This is a genomic window from Hoylesella marshii DSM 16973 = JCM 13450, assembly GCF_000146675.1.
Classification (GTDB): domain Bacteria; phylum Bacteroidota; class Bacteroidia; order Bacteroidales; family Bacteroidaceae; genus Prevotella; species Prevotella marshii.
The window spans coordinates 1,803,087-1,821,219 of the sequence record NZ_GL397214.1 but is presented as its reverse complement, the minus strand read 5'-3'; the positions used below and the strand labels follow the sequence as shown (position 1 = coordinate 1,821,219).

Here is an 18,133-nt window from a genome sequence, read left to right as displayed (position 1 = left end):
TTTATTTTGAACTCTGCCGTTTGTCCACTATCGACCAAAACCTCTCATCGGTCTCTCTTCGCGTTCACGGTTAAAACCCCTGCTTTCATTTTCAAAAGACCTGTAAGGTTGTCTGTCGCTATAGCGCATATCAGGCATTCTGTCGAAATCTCTACGTTCTCTTCTGTCCATATCTTGATATCCGTTGTAACGAAAACCACCGAAATGATGGTCACCTCTGCGTTCGCGAGGTATCATAGGTCGTGATTCACGTATGATTACAGGAGGTCTTCTCTCCATCATGTCAGGCGACCGATGGTAAAACATGCTGCTTCTATCCGGATAACGACTGTAAATTCGATGATAGAAACCACCATTTCGCCAAGAAACGGGTCTGTAAAAAGCATCTGCATTCACATATATACCCCACTGATTGGCAGTGAATATCGCCCTTAAAGCCGAGTTCCGATAATCCCAACACGATGTATAAGCATCATCATAAGTATTGATTCGACGCAGATAATTCAAATTAATCCGATACACTTCATCATATTCCTCATCCGAAAGTCCCAACTCATAGGCCATTTTATCTGTGAGATACAACGCTTCCCGCCGTGCTTCTCTGTAACTCATGGCACTTACCGATGCATGAACGGCAACTCCCAATACTGTTATCATTAAAAATCTTTTCATCATTCTACGGTTTTAAAAGGGTTAAACTTCATTGAATTGACATACAGAAAATTATCTTTTCCGATGTCTACGATGCAAAGATAGCGTGAGGAAAATACCTTTCAAAAGTGTTTTTCCTAAATAACAATAGGAAAATCCCTTTCCTTTCTATCCAAATCCCTTTACCGTTTTCCGCTCATTCGCTCACTTTTCCTGTCTGAGAAATACTGCTAACGGATTCTTACAATTCTTCTCAAACATGGCATATCGATAACTTTCCAACAGCGGAAGCTGTTTGATACCTTTACATATATAAGCCCTCAATGCAAACGAAGTAGGATTTTTAGGCACAGAAAGATGAAGATTTTCAAACACCTGCCTCACTATCGACTTGAAAGAAAGCAAACGGCCACTCGAATCATACAGCGTTCCACGACTGAAAACATGATAGAGAAGACCCGCCAAAGCCGTCTTTGTACCTGTCCAATACCATCCCTCGTCAGCATGAATGCTCAGCAACCATTTTACTTCCCGTTCCATTTCTTTCTCTACAAAGATTCGTTCCATAGCCTCATCTCTTACTTCATTTTCCATTACATTGCTTTTCATCATACATATTTCTTTAATAAGGTTACTAAAAATCCTTGCCTACTGCACGACAATTCCTTTTTGCCACACATAGGCAAGGTTGTTATCCTGGAAATAACAGCTGTTTATTCTGTCATTTCAATGCAAATATATAAAGTTACAATGCACAAACAGTTCTATTTGAAAAGAGTTTTGTTAAACTTCCTTTTCATAGCAAACAAGGTAAAAAAGTTATCCACAAAAGTGTGGAAAACAGTGTGGATAACTCTGTGAATAAGTCATCTAATTATCCACATACAAAGAACCCATCTCATAAAAATAGGGAAAAAGCCCAAGTTATGAAAACTTTTTTCCACGCTTTTTCCACACTTTCTATCCTTAAAAAATTATCCACAATCCGGTTATCCACCACTTTTTAAAATAGTGGATAACTCCTTCTACAGCTTGATAATCAAACAATAAAAATAAGAAAGCAATGTGGATAACTCTTTACAAAATGTTGATAAACAAATAAACAAACTTTTTCATCAAAACTTATCAACCAATCCACAGCCTATCATCATCATACTATTCTTATTTTATAAAAGAAAAAAGAGGAATATATAAATGATATGAAACTGAAAACGAAAAACTTTTACGTCTTTCTATTTGATGGATGCTGTTTTCCTATGGCAACAAATACAATGTATTAAAATAAAAACATAGCGAAAAAGTAAATTTGGGCAAAGCGTAGCGAATTAGCTGATAGAGCGTTCGTTACGCTTTGTTTTTCTATTAACCTCGAAACGATAGCCGCCCTCGCTTTCCGTATCGAGTCGTTCGGGGCGGCAAAGTCCGCAAAGTGTTGTTGGAAAGGATTATGCACGGACGAAAAGAGAACAGCATGATTTTTCTTTCGCTGAATGTCGGCAGTCCAGCAGTCATATCGTCATGAAGTCGTGTCGTACTGTCGTATTGGAATCATTGAATCTGTAAGTCAGTCAATCTATTAATAACTGACTATGTGCAGATACGCAGATTCGATTTTCCGAGCACAGCAAAGCGGAGCAATCATTTCCGTCTACAAAGGCAAAGCAATCACGGGGCTTTATGTCGGATAAAAGGTCAAGCGGCTGCGCCGTTTCCCGATAAATCTTCCTCTCGCTTCGCTGCGAGCGTATTTATTGGGAAAACCTTATATCCGACCGCCTCGCCACCCACCGACCGACCGAAAGGGAAAAAATAAGGTAGGGTCACGGGCAAGCAGACGGCAGGAACAGCCATAGCCGAAAGGCAGACGGACGGCACGCCGCAGGGTATTTATGGAGAAAATACCGTAACTTATTAGGAATTTTTCCGAGCCGCAATATTATGTATCGCTGAAAATTCTCCAATAAGGCAAGGGGCAAGCCCCTCTGCACACCCCATCGGGGACGGCATTTGCCGCTCCCGAAGATACAAAAAATCATTGTTTCACAAGCCAAAAAAGAAAGGAAGAATATATAGGTTTCGTAGTTTTACACATGGAAAAGGCGCACGGCAGCGACAGCGGAACGACCGTACATATCGAGCGTTTCATCATTCCGAAGAACGCCGACCCCACACGCATCCACCTGAACCGCAGGCTCATCGGCTACCCCGACGGAGTGAAAGACCGTTCGGCGGCTGTTCAGAGAAGACTGGAAGAAGCGGGGCTGACACGCAAAATCGGAAGCAACCAAGTACGGGCAATCCGCATCAACGTGTCGGGAACGCACGAGGACATGAAGCGGATAGAGGAAGAGGGGCGTTTGGACGAGTGGTGCGCCGACAATCTAAAATACTTCGTCGACACGTTCGGAAAGGAGAACATCGTGGCGGCTCACCTGCACAGGGACGAGGAAACGCCGCACATACACGTCACGCTCGTCCCCATCGTCAAGGGAGAGCGAAAGCGCAGGAAAAGGGAGGAACAGACGAATAAGCGATACCGCAAGAAACCGACCGACACCGTGAGGCTGTGCGCAGACGAGGACATAAGGCACAAGCAGGAAATATCGTTTCTGAAAGCGGTAATAGCAAGGGTGGCGGCATGGTTTCCCTATTTCCGTGAAATGCTCCGTATCGAAAACCTCTGCCGCCTTGTCGGGTTCGATGAAAGGCAGACCGCAACGCTCGTCAAGGGAAAGTCGTTGGAGTATGCGGGGGAACTCTATTCGGAGGAACACGGACGGAAATTCACGACCGAAAAGGTAGGGTTTCAAGTGCTGAAAGACCCCACCGACGGGACGAAACTGGTTCTTGCCATCGACCGAAAACCCATTGCCGAATGGTTCAAGGAACAGTTCGAGAAGTTAAGGCAGAACATACGCCGACCAATACAACCGCAAAGGAAAGGTAGGGGAATTTAAGTGGAAATAGCTAAATAATTAGCTGTACTACAATCGCTATATTTAAGTCAACCAAATTATTGGCTTGCTATAGTGCATAAACGAAATAAAAGTAGTAAATTTGCCAAATAATGACAAATTAAAAAAAATATTCGAATGTTATTCGCTCAAAAGATCAAAGCGGCCAGAGTCCGAAGCGGATTGTTGCAAAAGCAATTGGCTTCGGCTTTGAATATAGATGTCCCTATGTATAGCCGAATAGAACGCGGAGACAGACAAGCTAAAAAGGAGCAAGTAATATTGCTTTCGGATATCTTGAATATCGAACGGGAAGAATTGTTGAGCCTTTGGATTGCGGATAAGATAAATGCAATTATCGGAGACGATAAAAACATTGCAGATAAAGCATTGAAGACTATAATTGACAATAGAAATGGAAATAAAGACTATACACACGCTTATTAACGGAGATAGCAGGAATCTTTCTCTTATGCCGGACAAATCCGTCCATCTGATCATTACGTCGCCCCCGTATTGGCAATTGAAAGATTATGGGAGTGATGGGCAAATTGGATTTCATGATAGTTACGAAAGTTATATCAACAATCTGAATATGGTCTGGGCGGAGTGCAATCGAGTATTGCATGACGGTTGCCGTTTGTGCATAAATATAGGAGACCAATTCGCTCGTTCCGTCTATTACGGACGTTATAAAGTGATTCCCATAAGAACCGAAATCATACGTTTTTGCGAAGCTCTCGGAATGGATTATATGGGAGCCGTAATTTGGCAGAAGCAAACAACGATGAATACGACAGGGGGAGGAGCTGTTATGGGTAGTTTTCCTTATCCTCGAAACGGTATTTTGAAAATAGATTACGAATTTATCCTAATTTTCAAAAAACAAGGTAAGGCTCCCGTTCCCGCTATTGAGCAAAAGCAATATTCGGAAATGACAAAAGATGAATGGAATACATTTTTTGCTTCCCATTGGAATTTCGGCGGGGCTAAACAAGACGGACACATTGCGGTATTTCCTGAAGAATTGCCGCACCGTTTGATAAAAATGTTCTCTTTTGCTGGAGAAACGGTATTCGATCCATTCATGGGTAGCGGGACTACGGCTTTCGCAGCGCGTAATCTGCAACGTAATTCTATCGGGTATGAAATAAATCCCGATTATAAAAAATACTATGAGGAAAAGGTCGCTTCATCCTTTTCGTTCGGCAATGTAGAATATAGATACAGGAACGATAGATCTGTTTTCGACATGGACGAAAAGAAGAAAACTTTGCCTTATATATTCAGTGACCCACACAAAATGGAAAGCAAAATCGAGATTAAGAAATTGCAATTCGGTTCACGGATAGATAAAGACAAGAAAGAACGGGAAGAGTATTTTTCTGTAAAAACGATCTTGTCACCAAATACTATTGTATTGAACAATGGACTTACCATACGACTGCTCGGAATCAAAGAAAAGCCATCTGTCAATGGTAATGCGACAAAATTTCTTGCGGAAAAGACAAAAGGAAGGAAGGTCTTTTTACGTTACGATGCCATAAAGTATGATGATAAAGATTTGTTGTTGTGCTACTTATACTTAGACAACAAAACTTTTATAAATGCACATATGCTGAAAAACGGTTTGGCAGACGTGGACTATTCTTTTGATTTCAAATATAAAAACAAATTCGAGAAACTGATAAACCTATAACGTTATGGATAGATATTCAATGAATTTCGGGAAAAAGGAACGCGTGCTGAACTATGCTTGCCAAACATACCAATTATCCCGTCCGAATAAAGTAGGTGCTGTAATGGCTCTTATTCGCGATTGCCAACCTTCTTCGTTCGATGAATGGCAATCATGGTATTTCGAAAATGCTCATACCGCAGGAAAAAATCCGACGAAAATCACAGTCGAAAGTCTCCATGAATTGGGTGAACGGTTGTATGCAAAAATTACGGAAGTCGTGATTCCGGAATGGGAAGCAGCTTTTCGTGAATTGACAGAACAGGACTGCATTGACTATATATACAATCTGACTATAAATCGTACTTATGACGGTTATATACGAGAAAAGTCTGTAATCAATGACGGATTGGTTAAAGTATTTCCTAATATCAACTTCGAAGAAAGCGATCCCGAATTGGATCATACTGGAGATATTGATTATATCGCAAAAATCGGAGATAAAGCCATAGGCATACAAATCAAACCGATAACAGCGAGTGCCAATTTCGGTAGTTATTCGCTGACTGAGCGAATGAAAGCGAGTTTCGAATCGTTCAAAGAACAATATGGCGGTAATGTGTTTATCGTATTCAGCTTAGATGGAGAAATTGCCAATAAAGAGGTTATAGGTCAGATTCAATCCGAAATAGATCGGTTGTCGAATTGAGTACACTCTGTTTTTGAAATCGGATTATGAAAGGAAAGAATATCAAAAACGAATCGCTCCCATCTATTGAAGTTATCGACTTATTTTGCGGTATCGGCGGATTGAGTTTCGGGATGAAAAGCAAGGGATTCAATATCCTTGCAGGGTATGATATCGATGCGACCTGCCGGTATGCTTATGAAACGAATAACAATGCAAAATTCATATATAAGGATATTAAAACGGTGTCTCCGGATGAAATCCGCACAGCCTACGGCAAAGGATCTATTAGAGTGTTGGCAGGATGCGCCCCTTGTCAACCGTTTTCGTCGTATGCATTCAAAAACAAAAAGAAAGATCCGAATAAATACGATTTATTATATGAATTCGGACGATTGGTCAAGGCTGTTCATCCCGACATCGTTACGATGGAAAACGTGGCTCAAATCTTATCTTTCAAAGAAAAGCCCGTTTTATCCGATTTCGAGAATCTTTTGAAAAATGAAGAATATCATGTGTGGGTAAATCCAGTATATTGCCCCGATTACGGAATACCGCAAACTAGGAAAAGATTGGTGTTATTAGCATCGCGATTGGGAAATATCGAGTTGATCAACCCGACGCATAAGCCTAACGAGTACAAGACGGTGAAAGAAACGATCGGAGATTTACCCGAACTCAAAGCCGGAGAAACCGATAAAAACGATTCATTGCATAGAGCCAAAGCATTATCGCCATTAAATATCGAACGTCTTCATCATACTCCGTACGGAGGCAGTTGGAAAGATTGGCCGAAGGATTTACAATTACGGTGTCATAAAACCGATAACGGACGCTCGTTTGGTAGTGTCTACGGTAGAATGGTTTGGGAAAAACCAGCCCCTACTATGACAACTCAATGCACTGGTTTAGGCAACGGCAGATTCGGACATCCTATACAAGATCGTGCTATTTCCATTAGAGAAGCTGCTCTTATACAAACTTTCCCGATGACGTATAAATTTTTCGCTGACGAAGAGTATGTCGCTATTACCAAAGCATCGAGATATATCGGCAATGCCGTTCCACCGAGACTGGGAGAAGTCATAGCCGAGAGTATTATATACCATTTGACGCGAATTGTCAACTAACTCCATGAATATTTATATGAAAGAATATCAGCTTAATGTCGATCCTCGGATTTTAGAGTTGTTGGGACCGAATCTTTATACGAATCTTTATTATGTATTGGCCGAACTTGTCGCTAATGCGTATGATGCAGATGCACATAATGTATATATCATTTCTAATAAAGACGATATCAGAATCGAAGATGATGGGCATGGTATGTCTTATCAGAATGGAGAAGTAAAGAAGTTCTTGAACGTAGCCGGTGTCTCTCGAGTTAAAGAAGAAGAATCTATGACACGCTCCGGAGAGAGACGAAAAATGGGACGAAAAGGCGTTGGTAAGTTGGCGGCATTGTCTGTTTCCGAATCCGTTGATGTAATGACTATCAGCGATAACGAGAAATCCGGTTTTGTTTTATCTCGTAGACCGATAGACGGGAATAAGTTACGACCTATTGCCGATGATGATATAAAATTCGTATATATTCAAGAGCATGGAACAGCGATCGTAATGAGGAATCCTCAATACAGATTGAATAAATCTATGGATTCGGTTAAACGGAATTTGTTAAAAATATTCCCATTAGTCAACGATAATTTCAAAATACACATAATCAGAGGCAATGAAACAGTTACAATAGACACCTTTGACGAAAATATTGCAAAAGAGTTATGTGCATTTATATCTTTAGGGGATGACTTTTCCGATTTAGCAAAAAATATTCCTAACCAATATCCGGCAAAACGAACTGAATTAGTTGAGCATAGAGAGCCGTATACAGAGCCAATCAATCTGAAAGACAATGCAGGAAAAGATCATGAATATACGCTTAAAATAATGGGATGGATCGGGGCATACGCTTCTACAAGAGGGCGTAAAGCGGCACTTACCGATTTCCCCGACAACTTCATATCCTTATATGCGAATAAAAAAATGGGAGAGTTCAATATTTTGCCGATAGTCGGTCAAAATAAATTGAATGAAGTTTATGTAGTTGGACAACTATATATCGATTTGTTCGAATTATCGGAACTTCCAGATATGGCATTGAGCAATAGGCAAGGTTATAAGTCCGACGACCCACGATATGAGGCCGTTATAAAATACGTGCGAACTATTCTACTTCCGGATATTCTTCGGAAAAGAGGTTTGTTTTCTAATGAACAGAACAGAGAGAAGAAGCAACGTAAATTGAATGAACAAAAAAATACAGAAGCAAAATTTAGAGAAGCCGTCGACACATTCAGAAATATAGTGAGTGAAAATGCAGCTGAAAGTATAGGACGATTAGCACCAGATTCTTCGAGAGAAACGATCGAACAAGTCATATCCGATGCGATCAATAATAATGCTAATGCTTTAGGATTAAAAACCGTAGTGGATTCCCAGAAAAAGAAAATACTGATTAGTCACGCTTCTAAAGACAAAGCATTAGCTGATTTGATATACTCATTTTTAGTATTTAATAACATTCCGCCCGAAGATATCTTATACACGAGTTGTGACGATGAAATTAGCCGCATTCCCGAAGGGACTGCATCGATATATAACTATTTACGGGATTTCTTTGTGGAAAGTTATTCTAATCAAAAAATCTTCGTCATATTCGTTACGAGTGATAACACCCCGAGTGCATGGGGTGCGATGACGGAAATCGGAGCATCTTGGATCACACAAGTAGATAATAGAATCTTTAATATTCCCCCATTCCGACCGCAACATCCCTTAAATGATGAAGCTTTATGGCATAGTACGGAACGAAACGAGAATGATGAACTATGTATGACCAAACTAAATGCCGATATTTTTTGCCAGAAAATAGAAGCGACTTGCGACAAGCTCGGCTATGCAAAGAAAAGTCGTAAAGAAAATATGGATCATCTTAAAGAACGAATCGTTATTAAGTAGAGATGGCAGACACGGTCGGTAAAGAAAAGCGTTCGGAAATAATGTCTCATGTCACAGGAAAGGAAACAAAACCGGAAAAGATCGTCCGAAAATATCTGTTTGCTCAAGGTCTGCGATATCGAAAAAATGTAAAACGGTTGCCGGGAACTCCGGATATCGTTCTTCAAAAGTACAAGGCTGTAATATTCGTGAATGGTTGTTTTTGGCATGGGCATCAAGGATGTAAATATGCTCATTTACCATCTACGAATTTGGAATATTGGGAGAAGAAGATTGCGGATAATTTAGAAAGGGACAAACGTAAAACGCAAGAATTAGAAAGGCTTGGCTATCGAGTATCTGTTGTATGGCAATGCCAATTAAAACCCAAAGTTAGAGAACAAAATTTGAGAAATCTATACAACAATATCGTTGAACATACGTAAAATGCCAATCGCTATATACCATAGCCTTCATAAGCAAGAAAATTATTGCTATAAGTTGAGTGTTTTAAGTTATTTGACTCTCTTTGCAGTGAGAAGAGTTATTTGACAGCATAGCAACGCAAAACGCTGAAATTCGCACAGTTTCCAAATCGTTACCTCTATTTCTCAAATAATTCGCTAAAAGTTTATTTCTCAATCGGTTAAGTCAAACCGAGAAAAATCTAAAATAGTTTCTTCCGGTTATTGTGTAAGTGAAAAAAAAGCCGTACCTTTACACTTGAAAACTAAAAGAAATATAGTAAGATGAAAAAATTAGTGATTATCCGCCATGGAGAGAGTGAGTGGAACCAGAAAAACCTATTTACAGGATGGGTCGATGTAGAACTCTCAGACAAAGGAAGGGCTGAGGCAAAGCATGCCGGAGTGCTTTTGAGAGAAGCAGGAATAGACTTTGATGTGTGTTTTACCTCTTATCTCAGACGTGCTATCAATACACAGCAAATCATACTTAAAGAGATGGACCGTGAATGGCTGCCCGTTATCAAATCGTATAAGCTGAACGAACGCCATTACGGAGCACTTTCCGGACTCAATAAAAAAGAAACGGCAGAGAAATACGGCGACGAACAAGTGCACCTGTGGAGACGCAGTTTTGATGTCCGTCCGCCTATGATGGAAGATTCAAACCCTTACAATTCGCGCAAAAATCCTGCTTATCGGGATGTTCCTACACAAGAAGTACCCCTTTGCGAGAGTTTGAAAGATACCATCGCACGTACCGTTCCCTACTATGAAAGCGACATTAAACCGCTCATACAGGCTGGTAAACGCGTCATGATAGCTGCTCATGGAAACTCTCTGCGCTCGCTTATCAAGCATTTTGAGAATATCTCCGACGACGACATCGTAAGCGTTGAAATACCTACGGGCACACCGCTCGTCTATGAATTCGACGACGATTTGAACTTCGTTAAGAAGTATTATTTGAAATAAAGCAGTGCATGCTCCCTTTGCCTATTGGCGAAAGAGACATACAGAAAATGCCTTTTACACCGTCAAAGCCAAGCGCTTAAAGTGTAAAAGGCATCTTTTTTTATAATGATTCCATTCGTTTGAAAAAATCATATTTATATTGTAGTAGAATCAATTATAAATATTTGAAAACCAATAGGATAGAGATAAAAATGTAAAAGCTATGCTTTCATCGTCTTAAAGCATAGCTTTGAGCGTGTAAAAGGATAGCTCTTACCGTGTAAAAGCTATGCTCTGAAAAATAAAGAAGAAAGCTGTTAAGAAACAGCAGCTTTTCTTACTTTGTGATAGAAGTGAGCGGGTTGCGTGCTCCCTTCATCGTTACAAGAAATGCTTTGGCACTTCCAAACTTCAGAAACATATCCAATCTGATGGGAATATGGTTATCATCGTCTGTTACAAAGAAACGTACTATTTCCTTGTAGTCGTCGTCTTCTTTCTCCATATATGAGAGTTCAAGGCAGCGATACTTCTTGTTATTATCGGCTTTGATAATGGTTTTACCGCGATACTTTAGCATGGCTGGGGTCGTTCCATTGCCATCGGCAATCGGGAAGTTAACCACATAACCGCTTTTCCAATTCTTTGGGTTGAAATTACGTGCCCTGAGAAAGATATTAAGCATATCATAGACACAGTCATTCAGCGTATGTTTTTCCCAAGAATGCGAGCCGTTGTTATGTTGGCGGTGCTGAGTAATGAAGCATTTACCGTTTGGATAAGTGTAGAAAACCTCGTCTACAGTGTATCGCTTACCTTCTCTTGCTCCTTTGCGGAAATACAACGGTGCTAAATCAAGTGTGGAATAACACAGCAAGGTGTCGCGAAGAACAAAGAGATTGTCTACCTTCTGACTGCCACGCGTAATGAGACTGGCGCGATAAGCCTTCTGTCCTTTGTATGTAGAGGTGACAGTAGACATCGAAGCCGTTCCCGCTTTCACCCATACAAACTGCCAATTATAATAGAGATTATAGGAGAGAAACTCGCCGGATTGAAAGGCTTCATTGTGAAAACTGCACTGTGCGTTTGCAACGAAAGGCAGGAACAGAAGTACGAAAGCGGTAATATAATTTTTTAAAAGTTTCATCATAATGGTTTGATAGGTTATGTTAGGATTGTGGAATATAGGTGATTCCTAATTCTTGTGCTCGTTTTTTATTCTGTTGTTTTATTTTCTTTTCAGTATCAGGCTTTTGCTTTGTAATGGCCGAAGGTTTCTGTCGGTAGAGCGGAAGGGCTGTAAAGTTCCATTCTTTGGTCATGTCTCGGTTGGCTTTACATTCCAATTTATCGTGGAAATAGTAAACGGGTTCGGGTTGAAGGTTGGCTGCATAATTGCCTGTATCCCAGCTTCCGTTGCCATTTCGGTCGACAAACGCCCGTAGATAATAAGTACCCGGATTGACGAAAAAGAACTTTGCTGTTCCATTTTGGGCAGCAACGCGCATCACCACTTTGTCTGATGCGTCTAATAACTCTGCTATGATACTGCTGTCTTGCGTACCTTTTATATGCACAAAGAGCGTGGCATATTCTTTCAGGTCTTTCACTTTAAAGCCTTGTTTGAAAGCTCCGTTTGTTTTTCCGTATATGTCTGAAAAGGCGGCAGAATCTATTTCAAGACTGTATTCCACTCCGGGTCGCCATTCGCCCATCAGCTTGTAGTACCTGATACCTGCATCTTTTTTTTGCCGGAAAGCAAAAGGAGCACGATACCACAAAGTGTCTATCTTTGAATAGAGGTGTATTTTGGTGCTGTCGGCTAAGCGCAGAGGTCTTGGAAACTCTATGTAAAGGGGCTTATCGGGGTCTGTTTGTGAAGAAATATCATACTTTGGTTCCAACATTTCGCCCTTCATCACGGTATTATATTTCTCCCCCCGTTTCGTTGCCTTTTCCTTTTCTTTCTTCCATTTCTCGTATTCATCGGCTTGTTGCTTCACTCTTTTGGCGTAAGGAGTTTTTGCCAATAGTTCCAAAGTATCGGTTTTATGGGTTAAAAGACCTGTAGTATCGGTTGAAAGGTACTGCATTTCAAACCTTAACGTGTCTTGTTTAACGAGCAAAGTGTCACGCAACCAGTAAGTAAGCGTGTCTTTTTTGGGTGATGACTCTAAGAGAAAAGCGTCTTTTTCGCGGAAGTTCAGACCTCGGATGATGGGCAACTGCTCATTTCCATAGCTGAAATAAAGGGTGAAACGGTCGGCTTCCGGTCGGTCGGTCTTCAGCAGATAACGGTCGGTCTGTACCTCTGTAAAGGCACGAAGCACTATATCATCGGGCAGAAAGCGTGTATATCCCACTCTGTGAATATCCTTAATATGCAACGAATCCACCCAAATGGTGTCTTGACGGATGTCCGATTGTATAGAGGGAGCAATGGTGTCGTGATTGAAAGCTAACTTTTCGCTCTTCTGATTGAATAGGTAGTTACCATCGGCATCTTGTAAGGCAAAGATACGATACTTACCTGCAGCGATGCCTTTGATGACAAACCGTCCCCTACTATCTGTCCTTGAAACGCGCAACATGGGCTTTTGAAGGAAAGCGGAGTCTGCTTTGTCGTCGTAAAGGCCTACCAATATACCCTTCACAGGTTCCATATTCTCGGCTTCGAGCACGTATCCCGACACTTCCAATGTATCTATTACGCTGCCGGTGGCAAACGAATACGTGTAGTTTCCTAAGGGATTACCCTCATTGTTGTCAGTAATGGCGTCTGAAAAGTCAATGGTATAAGTGGTGTTGGGCTTCAATGAATCCTTCAATTCTATGCTGATGTCTTTTCCTTGCCCTTTTATCTCGGGCATTTCAAGCTGCGGTGGCGAGATAACCACTTTCTCCGTAGCATTTTCTATCTTAATATATTCGTTGAAACGGATTCTTATTTTGCGTGAATGAGCATTCACAGAACCATCTTGTGGCAAAGTTCCGATGATTTTAGGGGGATGCTCATCAAACCATCCCCCATCGGGATTACCCATCTTTGCACAAGAGACAACGAGCAACAAGACAGCCCCCAAGGCTATGAAAAGCAACCTCGAAGTATGTATTTTGCCGCAAAGAAAGCGGTGACAGCTTTGCATATGAGTGATGAGATGCATTCTTTTACAGTTTTTGAATAGGTTGGCAAGCGTTCAGTTTCAGTAGTTGTTCGAGTGTATCGCGGCTGTTGCTCAGCCTTGGCACTTTGTTCTGTCCGCCTAATTTGCCTTTGCTTTTCAGCCAATCATTGAACAAACCGCGCCGTGCCTTGATGATTTCGAGTGGTTGAAGCGTGATGTTTTTAAAGCGTTTGGCCTCATAATCGCTGTTGAGGGCTTGCAGTTTGTCGTCTAATATCTTAGCAAATGCGTTTAAGTCTTCAGGTTCGCGGGCAAACTCTATCAGCCATTGATGTCTGCATTTTGCCTTATCGTCCATATAAACGGGAGCTGCTGTGTATTCAGAGACCTCTGATTGCGTCTGAAGGCAGGCATAGGCCAGGCCTTTCTCTGCGTTGTCTATGATAAGTTCCTCACCGAAAGCATTGATGAAATGCTTCGTTCTACCTGTAATGACAAACTTGTAAGGGTCTCGGGAGGTAAACATCACGGTATCGCCGATAAGGTATCGCCACAGTCCACATGAGGTGGAAATAAGCATGGCGTAGTTTTTATGAAGCTCAACGCCCCACAATGGTACTGCCGTAGCATGGGGTTGGCCGAAATCTTCCATAGGAATAAACTCGTAGAACACGTCGTAATCGAGCATGAGGAGCATTGATGAATCTTTCGGATCACTCTGAATGCCGAAGAAACCCTCACTTGCATTGTACGTCTCCATATACTTCATAGAGGGTGAAGCAATGATTTGTTCGTATTGTTTACGGTAAGGAGTGAATGCAATGCCACCATGAAAGAACACTTCGATATGCGGCCACACTTCTTCTATATGCTTTTTGCCACTTAATTCGAGAACTTTCAGTAGCACAGAGAGCATCCATGAGGGTACGCCGGAGATGTTTGTCACGTTTTTTGAAAGCGTTTCACGGGCTATACGCTCGCGTTTCACCTCGAAATCGGAAAGTAATGCCGTCTCTTTCTTAGGCACTCTTACCCAATTTGCTAAGGGATGGATGTTTTCTATGAGAATGGCGCTCAAATCACCTACAAGACTATTCTGCACGTTATAGTTGGGAGAATGGCTTCCTCCCAGAATGAGCGACTTGCCATCGAATAGCCTGCTCTGCGGGTTATTTTGAAGATAAAGGGCTACGACGTCTTTTCCGCCGGCATAGTGGATATGCTGCAGTCCCTCGTGAGATACGGGAATAAACTTACTTTTCTCGCTGGTAGTACCCGAAGACTTGGCAAACCATTGCACGATACCAGGCCATAGCACGTCTGATGCACCGTGTCTCATGCGGTCGATGTCGTCTTTCAGCGACTCGTAGCTGTTTACGGGTACATTTTGGGCAAAGTCTTCGTAACTTTTTGTCATGCCGAAGAGATGGTTGCGTCCATACTCCGTGTCTTTAGCACGCGAAAGAAGATGGGTCAGTACCTCGCTTTGTAATGCCTCGGCGGCATGGTTGTGCTGTTCCAACTCTTTCTGTCTTTGCAGAAAAAATTTGCTTACAATGCTTGTCAGCCTCATTTTTTGAATGTAGTTTAAGTTGCAAAGTTACGCCAAACTTTTGTAAACAGACCTCTTTTTCCTGTTTTTTTACCATGTGCCAATTCGCTTACCATGCGTTTTTCGGTAAACTTTTTCCTTCTTATTCGATGACTTTTATTTTTCAATGTTCGGCTTTTCTGAATATCAATCATAAATAATTGGTATTCAATAGGATAGATAGAAAAATGAAAAAGCTATGCTTTAAGTGGATAAAAGCATAGCTTTGAGCGTGTAAAAGGATAGCTCTGAGGATGTAAAAGGATAGCTTTGAGAAACAGAGGGGTAAGCCATGGTTTTTACATGTCTTGCTGCTTATGTAGCCAACCCTTTGGATTGAAGCCTTTTCCGCATGTATGGATATATGTCCCCGATGTGTTGTTAATCCGTTTAAACGGGGTCTTTCAGTAGGAACTACTTATGGCCTACAGGTAGGTTTTTTATCCATTGCACGATGTCTTGCATGACTTCGGGCGAGAAAGTTTCTTCTATCTGCCGGTATTCCAGTATCTGGCCGGTGGTACAATGCTGGAAAAGATGGTTTAAATCGGGATATTCCTTGATGAGATTTGCCTTGTTGGAGGGGAGCAAACGCCGGATAGCATCCAGATTGTCCTTAGCGGTCACTTGTAAGTCTTTCGCGCCGTTGATGGCCATCACGGGGCACCGTGTTTTTGCTACGTATTCTCCCATGTCGGTAGAGATGAAGTTCAACCACCATGCATTTTCGTTTTTAAGCGTTTCGAGGAGTGATGTGCGTTGCAGTTGGCTCATCGTTACACCGGCGTTCTGTAAGATATCGGTCAATGCCTGCTCGGCATTTTCCACGTGAGGATGGGCTTCTTTATAGGCATAAACATCTTTCATGGCTTTGCAATAGTCGTCTATCACAGCTTTGGGAGACTGTGCCGAGAGGGCAAGATAAAGCTGTTTGAGCAGCAGACTGTCGCCTCTGGTGCCAACACCGGCTAAACTTACGATGAAATCGGGATGGCCTTGAGCGGCAAGAATGAAAGCAATGCAGCCACCTTCGCTGTGGCCGAGAATGCCGATAGTGCTGAAGCGGCGGAGCGATTGCAGATATTTGAATCCTGAAAGGGCATCGGCGGCGTTGTCGAACATGGTAGAGTGGGTAGCATCTCCTGTGCTTTCGGCCGTTCCCCGGTCGTCGTAACGCAGGCTGGCGATACCGTTTCTTGCTAAGAAATCGGCGAGAACGAGAAATGGTTTGTGGTCGAATATCTCTTCATTTCTGTTTTCTTGTCCGCTACCGGTAACCATCAACACCACGGGAACTTTCTTTTTGCTCTTGGCATTGTAACCTACGGGATAGCAAAGGGTGCCGGCGAATGTGGCAGAGGCTTTCTCGTTGGTAAACTTCACCTCTTCCGTGAGATAAGGAAAAGGTTGTTTCGGCTCTTGCGGACGTGAGAGGCGTTCCTCTCCGCGCTGCATTTCGATTTTAAAAGGGCAACCGAACTGCGTGAACGTACCTTTCAGTATGTTTCCTTCGAGCTTACCGGCGTAGGTGCCGGCGATGGAAGGAATGGAGACGTTCAGCGAGTCGTCGGTGAGCAGATTCACAGTGGTGGGCACGCCTTTCACCGATTGGTCGGGGCTGTCCATTGTGCAAACATGTTTTCCGTCGGCATCTTTGTTTACATGGAAAGTAAGGGTCAGTTGCATGTTTTGTACCGTCAGTTTTCCTGTCCATGTACCGATAACTCCCTGACTTTTGGCCGTTAATACGGCGAATGACAGGCAGAGAATAATAAATGTCTTTTTCATTGTGTTGCTTTTTTATAGTTAAAATATGGAAGAGATATAAAAGTAATGAATTGATAGGAAAGGAACAATCATTGTAAACTTTTTTAGTTTTATGGAAAAACAGAATAAATAGGCCTCGAAGCACATGCTGTTTCGGGGCGTATAGATGGGGTGTGTTTCGGCAATGGGTGCATATTTCAGCTCTTTCTTTTTATCACAAAATCTATATAGGCTATGAGTGCGGCGCGTATGTCGGGGTCTTTCACCTCGTTGTCTATAAATTGTAAAGCCGAGATACGGTATTCGTTCATGCGTTGTTCGGCATATTCTATACCCCCGTTCGCCTTTGTAAAAGCCACGAGAGTAGCAATTTCTTCGGGTGAAATGTTACCTTTTTTCACTTTTTTGCCTAACTTCAGCATCTCGGGGTCTGCCGTAACATGGAGCGCATGGATAACAGGAAGGGTGAGTTTTCCCTCTGCCATGTCGTTGCCCGTTGGCTTTCCAATCTCTCGAGAGTCGTAATAATCGAAGATATCGTCGCGTATTTGGAAGATGGTACCTAAGTCGCGACCGAATTTTCGGGCGGCTTCTATACTCTCGTTGCTGGCACCGGCAGCTTTGGCAGCTACGGCAGCACATGTTTCAAAGAGAGCGGCTGTCTTTTGTTCGATAACCTGATAATAGACTTCCTCTGAGATTTCTTCGTTTTGGATGTTGGTTAATTGCAGGATTTCTCCCTTTGATAAGGTTCTTCCTAATTGCGCCAAGCTGTTGATAATGTAGTCGGATTGGGTATAAGCCACGTGCAACAAGGCGGTAGAAAGTATATAGTCGCCCACAAGCACTGCCACTTTATTGTTGTAAGTGGCATTGACAGACGACTGACCTCTGCGCTCGCTGCTCTCGTCTACTACGTCATCGTGAACCAAACTCGCAGTATGCAGGAGTTCTAAACCTACTGCTGCATGGTGTGCAGCATCGGTAATGGTGCCGTAATTCTTAGCAAGTAAAAGGATTAAGATGGGTCTCATGCGTTTCCCACCTCGCTGCTTGATATGTTCCAAGGCCATGGAAAGCAGTCCGTCGCTATGTTCGAGCGATGCATTAAACCTTGAAATAAATGTGGCAAGGTCTGTTTGAATGGGCTGTTGGATGAGCGATAAAAGGTCCATACGCATGAGAATGTGATACAAAATTAGTGATTTTATCGGGATTAGTGATATTTTTTTAGTAATTTTACGTGTAAATACAGCTTTGA

16 protein-coding genes are annotated in these 18,133 nt (G+C 42.1%); 8 read left to right on the top strand and 8 right to left on the bottom strand.

What is annotated here, in order from left to right; all coding sequences use genetic code 11:
• Nucleotides 1-27: 27 nt before the first annotated feature.
• Nucleotides 28-675: a hypothetical protein gene (locus HMPREF0658_RS10690; protein WP_006949878.1), complete on the bottom strand. Its 648-nt coding sequence runs from the start codon at nt 673-675 to the stop codon at nt 28-30.
• Nucleotides 676-855: 180 nt separating this feature from the next.
• The gene (locus HMPREF0658_RS07615; protein ID WP_006949877.1) at nt 856-1,263 is read right to left on the bottom strand and encodes a hypothetical protein; all 408 of its coding nucleotides are present in this window, start codon (nt 1,261-1,263) and stop codon (nt 856-858) included.
• Nucleotides 1,264-2,720: 1,457 nt separating this feature from the next.
• On the opposite strand from HMPREF0658_RS07615, the gene mobV reads away from it, so the two are divergent.
• From mobV to gpmA, 8 genes are all read left to right on the top strand, one after another.
• Nucleotides 2,721-3,608, top strand: coding sequence for a MobV family relaxase (mobV, locus tag HMPREF0658_RS07605; protein ID WP_024990956.1), 888 nt, complete (start codon nt 2,721-2,723; stop codon nt 3,606-3,608).
• 135 nt (nt 3,609-3,743) lie between these two features.
• Nucleotides 3,744-4,052 (top strand): helix-turn-helix domain-containing protein, encoded by a 309-nt coding sequence (locus HMPREF0658_RS07600; protein WP_006949873.1) that lies wholly within the window; start codon nt 3,744-3,746, stop codon nt 4,050-4,052.
• On the top strand, nt 4,021-5,304 hold the full coding sequence (locus HMPREF0658_RS07595; RefSeq protein WP_006949872.1) for a DNA methyltransferase: 1,284 nt from the start codon (nt 4,021-4,023) through the stop codon (nt 5,302-5,304). The genes HMPREF0658_RS07600 and HMPREF0658_RS07595 overlap by 32 nt, the downstream gene beginning before the upstream one ends.
• Nucleotides 5,305-5,308: 4 nt before the next feature.
• The gene (locus tag HMPREF0658_RS07590) at nt 5,309-5,992 is read left to right on the top strand and encodes an MjaI family restriction endonuclease (protein ID WP_238305573.1); all 684 of its coding nucleotides are present in this window, start codon (nt 5,309-5,311) and stop codon (nt 5,990-5,992) included.
• 26 nt (nt 5,993-6,018) lie between these two features.
• Nucleotides 6,019-7,101, top strand: a complete 1,083-nt coding sequence (locus tag HMPREF0658_RS07585) for a DNA cytosine methyltransferase (RefSeq protein WP_006949870.1) — start codon at nt 6,019-6,021, stop codon at nt 7,099-7,101.
• A gap of 16 nt (nt 7,102-7,117) precedes the next feature.
• Nucleotides 7,118-8,989, top strand: coding sequence for an ATP-binding protein (locus HMPREF0658_RS07580; protein WP_024990955.1), 1,872 nt, complete (start codon nt 7,118-7,120; stop codon nt 8,987-8,989).
• Between the two features lie 2 nt (nt 8,990-8,991).
• Complete coding sequence (locus HMPREF0658_RS07575) at nt 8,992-9,414, top strand: very short patch repair endonuclease (RefSeq protein WP_006949868.1); 423 nt, start codon at nt 8,992-8,994, stop codon at nt 9,412-9,414.
• A 303-nt stretch (nt 9,415-9,717) separates the two neighbouring features.
• Complete coding sequence (gpmA, locus tag HMPREF0658_RS07570) at nt 9,718-10,407, top strand: 2,3-diphosphoglycerate-dependent phosphoglycerate mutase (RefSeq protein ID WP_006949867.1); 690 nt, start codon at nt 9,718-9,720, stop codon at nt 10,405-10,407.
• A gap of 316 nt (nt 10,408-10,723) precedes the next feature.
• Here the strand turns inward: gpmA and HMPREF0658_RS07565 are convergent, their stop codons facing one another.
• The 6 genes from HMPREF0658_RS07565 to HMPREF0658_RS07545 form a co-directional block, all read right to left on the bottom strand.
• On the bottom strand, nt 10,724-11,539 hold the full coding sequence (locus tag HMPREF0658_RS07565; protein WP_006949866.1) for a DUF3108 domain-containing protein: 816 nt from the start codon (nt 11,537-11,539) through the stop codon (nt 10,724-10,726).
• A gap of 19 nt (nt 11,540-11,558) precedes the next feature.
• Nucleotides 11,559-13,553 (bottom strand): Ig-like domain-containing protein, encoded by a 1,995-nt coding sequence (locus HMPREF0658_RS07560; protein WP_006949865.1) that lies wholly within the window; start codon nt 13,551-13,553, stop codon nt 11,559-11,561.
• A gap of 4 nt (nt 13,554-13,557) precedes the next feature.
• A complete protein-coding gene (locus HMPREF0658_RS07555) occupies nt 13,558-15,087 on the bottom strand; it encodes a GH3 auxin-responsive promoter family protein (RefSeq protein WP_006949864.1) in 1,530 nt (509 codons plus the stop codon).
• Between the two features lie 14 nt (nt 15,088-15,101).
• The gene (locus tag HMPREF0658_RS11535) at nt 15,102-15,260 is read right to left on the bottom strand and encodes a hypothetical protein (RefSeq protein ID WP_006949863.1); all 159 of its coding nucleotides are present in this window, start codon (nt 15,258-15,260) and stop codon (nt 15,102-15,104) included.
• A 259-nt stretch (nt 15,261-15,519) separates the two neighbouring features.
• Nucleotides 15,520-16,893, bottom strand: coding sequence for an alpha/beta hydrolase family protein (locus tag HMPREF0658_RS07550; protein WP_006949862.1), 1,374 nt, complete (start codon nt 16,891-16,893; stop codon nt 15,520-15,522).
• Nucleotides 16,894-17,069: 176 nt separating this feature from the next.
• Nucleotides 17,070-18,047 carry a polyprenyl synthetase family protein gene (locus HMPREF0658_RS07545; RefSeq protein WP_024990953.1) on the bottom strand — a complete coding sequence of 326 codons (978 nt, stop codon included), beginning with the start codon at nt 18,045-18,047 and terminating at the stop codon, nt 17,070-17,072.
• Nucleotides 18,048-18,133 lie beyond the last annotated feature (86 nt).

Bases quoted from the DNA above. Each gene is read 5' to 3' on its own strand.
- HMPREF0658_RS07560 (WP_006949865.1), bottom strand. From the start codon at position 13,553: ATGCATCTCATCACTCATATGCAAAGCTGTCACCGCTTTCTTTGCGGC.
- HMPREF0658_RS07600 (WP_006949873.1), top strand. From the start codon at position 3,744: ATGTTATTCGCTCAAAAGATCAAAGCGGCCAGAGTCCGAAGCGGATTG.
- HMPREF0658_RS07590 (WP_238305573.1), top strand. From the start codon at position 5,309: ATGGATAGATATTCAATGAATTTCGGGAAAAAGGAACGCGTGCTGAAC.
- HMPREF0658_RS07565 (WP_006949866.1), bottom strand. From the start codon at position 11,539: ATGATGAAACTTTTAAAAAATTATATTACCGCTTTCGTACTTCTGTTC.
- HMPREF0658_RS07580 (WP_024990955.1), top strand. From the start codon at position 7,118: ATGAAAGAATATCAGCTTAATGTCGATCCTCGGATTTTAGAGTTGTTG.
- HMPREF0658_RS07585 (WP_006949870.1), top strand. From the start codon at position 6,019: ATGAAAGGAAAGAATATCAAAAACGAATCGCTCCCATCTATTGAAGTT.
- HMPREF0658_RS07545 (WP_024990953.1), bottom strand. From the start codon at position 18,047: ATGGACCTTTTATCGCTCATCCAACAGCCCATTCAAACAGACCTTGCC.
- HMPREF0658_RS07555 (WP_006949864.1), bottom strand. From the start codon at position 15,087: ATGAGGCTGACAAGCATTGTAAGCAAATTTTTTCTGCAAAGACAGAAA.
- HMPREF0658_RS10690 (WP_006949878.1), bottom strand. From the start codon at position 675: ATGATGAAAAGATTTTTAATGATAACAGTATTGGGAGTTGCCGTTCAT.
- HMPREF0658_RS07615 (WP_006949877.1), bottom strand. From the start codon at position 1,263: ATGATGAAAAGCAATGTAATGGAAAATGAAGTAAGAGATGAGGCTATG.
- HMPREF0658_RS07595 (WP_006949872.1), top strand. From the start codon at position 4,021: ATGGAAATAAAGACTATACACACGCTTATTAACGGAGATAGCAGGAAT.
- HMPREF0658_RS11535 (WP_006949863.1), bottom strand. From the start codon at position 15,260: ATGATTGATATTCAGAAAAGCCGAACATTGAAAAATAAAAGTCATCGA.
- HMPREF0658_RS07550 (WP_006949862.1), bottom strand. From the start codon at position 16,893: ATGAAAAAGACATTTATTATTCTCTGCCTGTCATTCGCCGTATTAACG.
- HMPREF0658_RS07575 (WP_006949868.1), top strand. From the start codon at position 8,992: ATGGCAGACACGGTCGGTAAAGAAAAGCGTTCGGAAATAATGTCTCAT.
- gpmA (WP_006949867.1), top strand. From the start codon at position 9,718: ATGAAAAAATTAGTGATTATCCGCCATGGAGAGAGTGAGTGGAACCAG.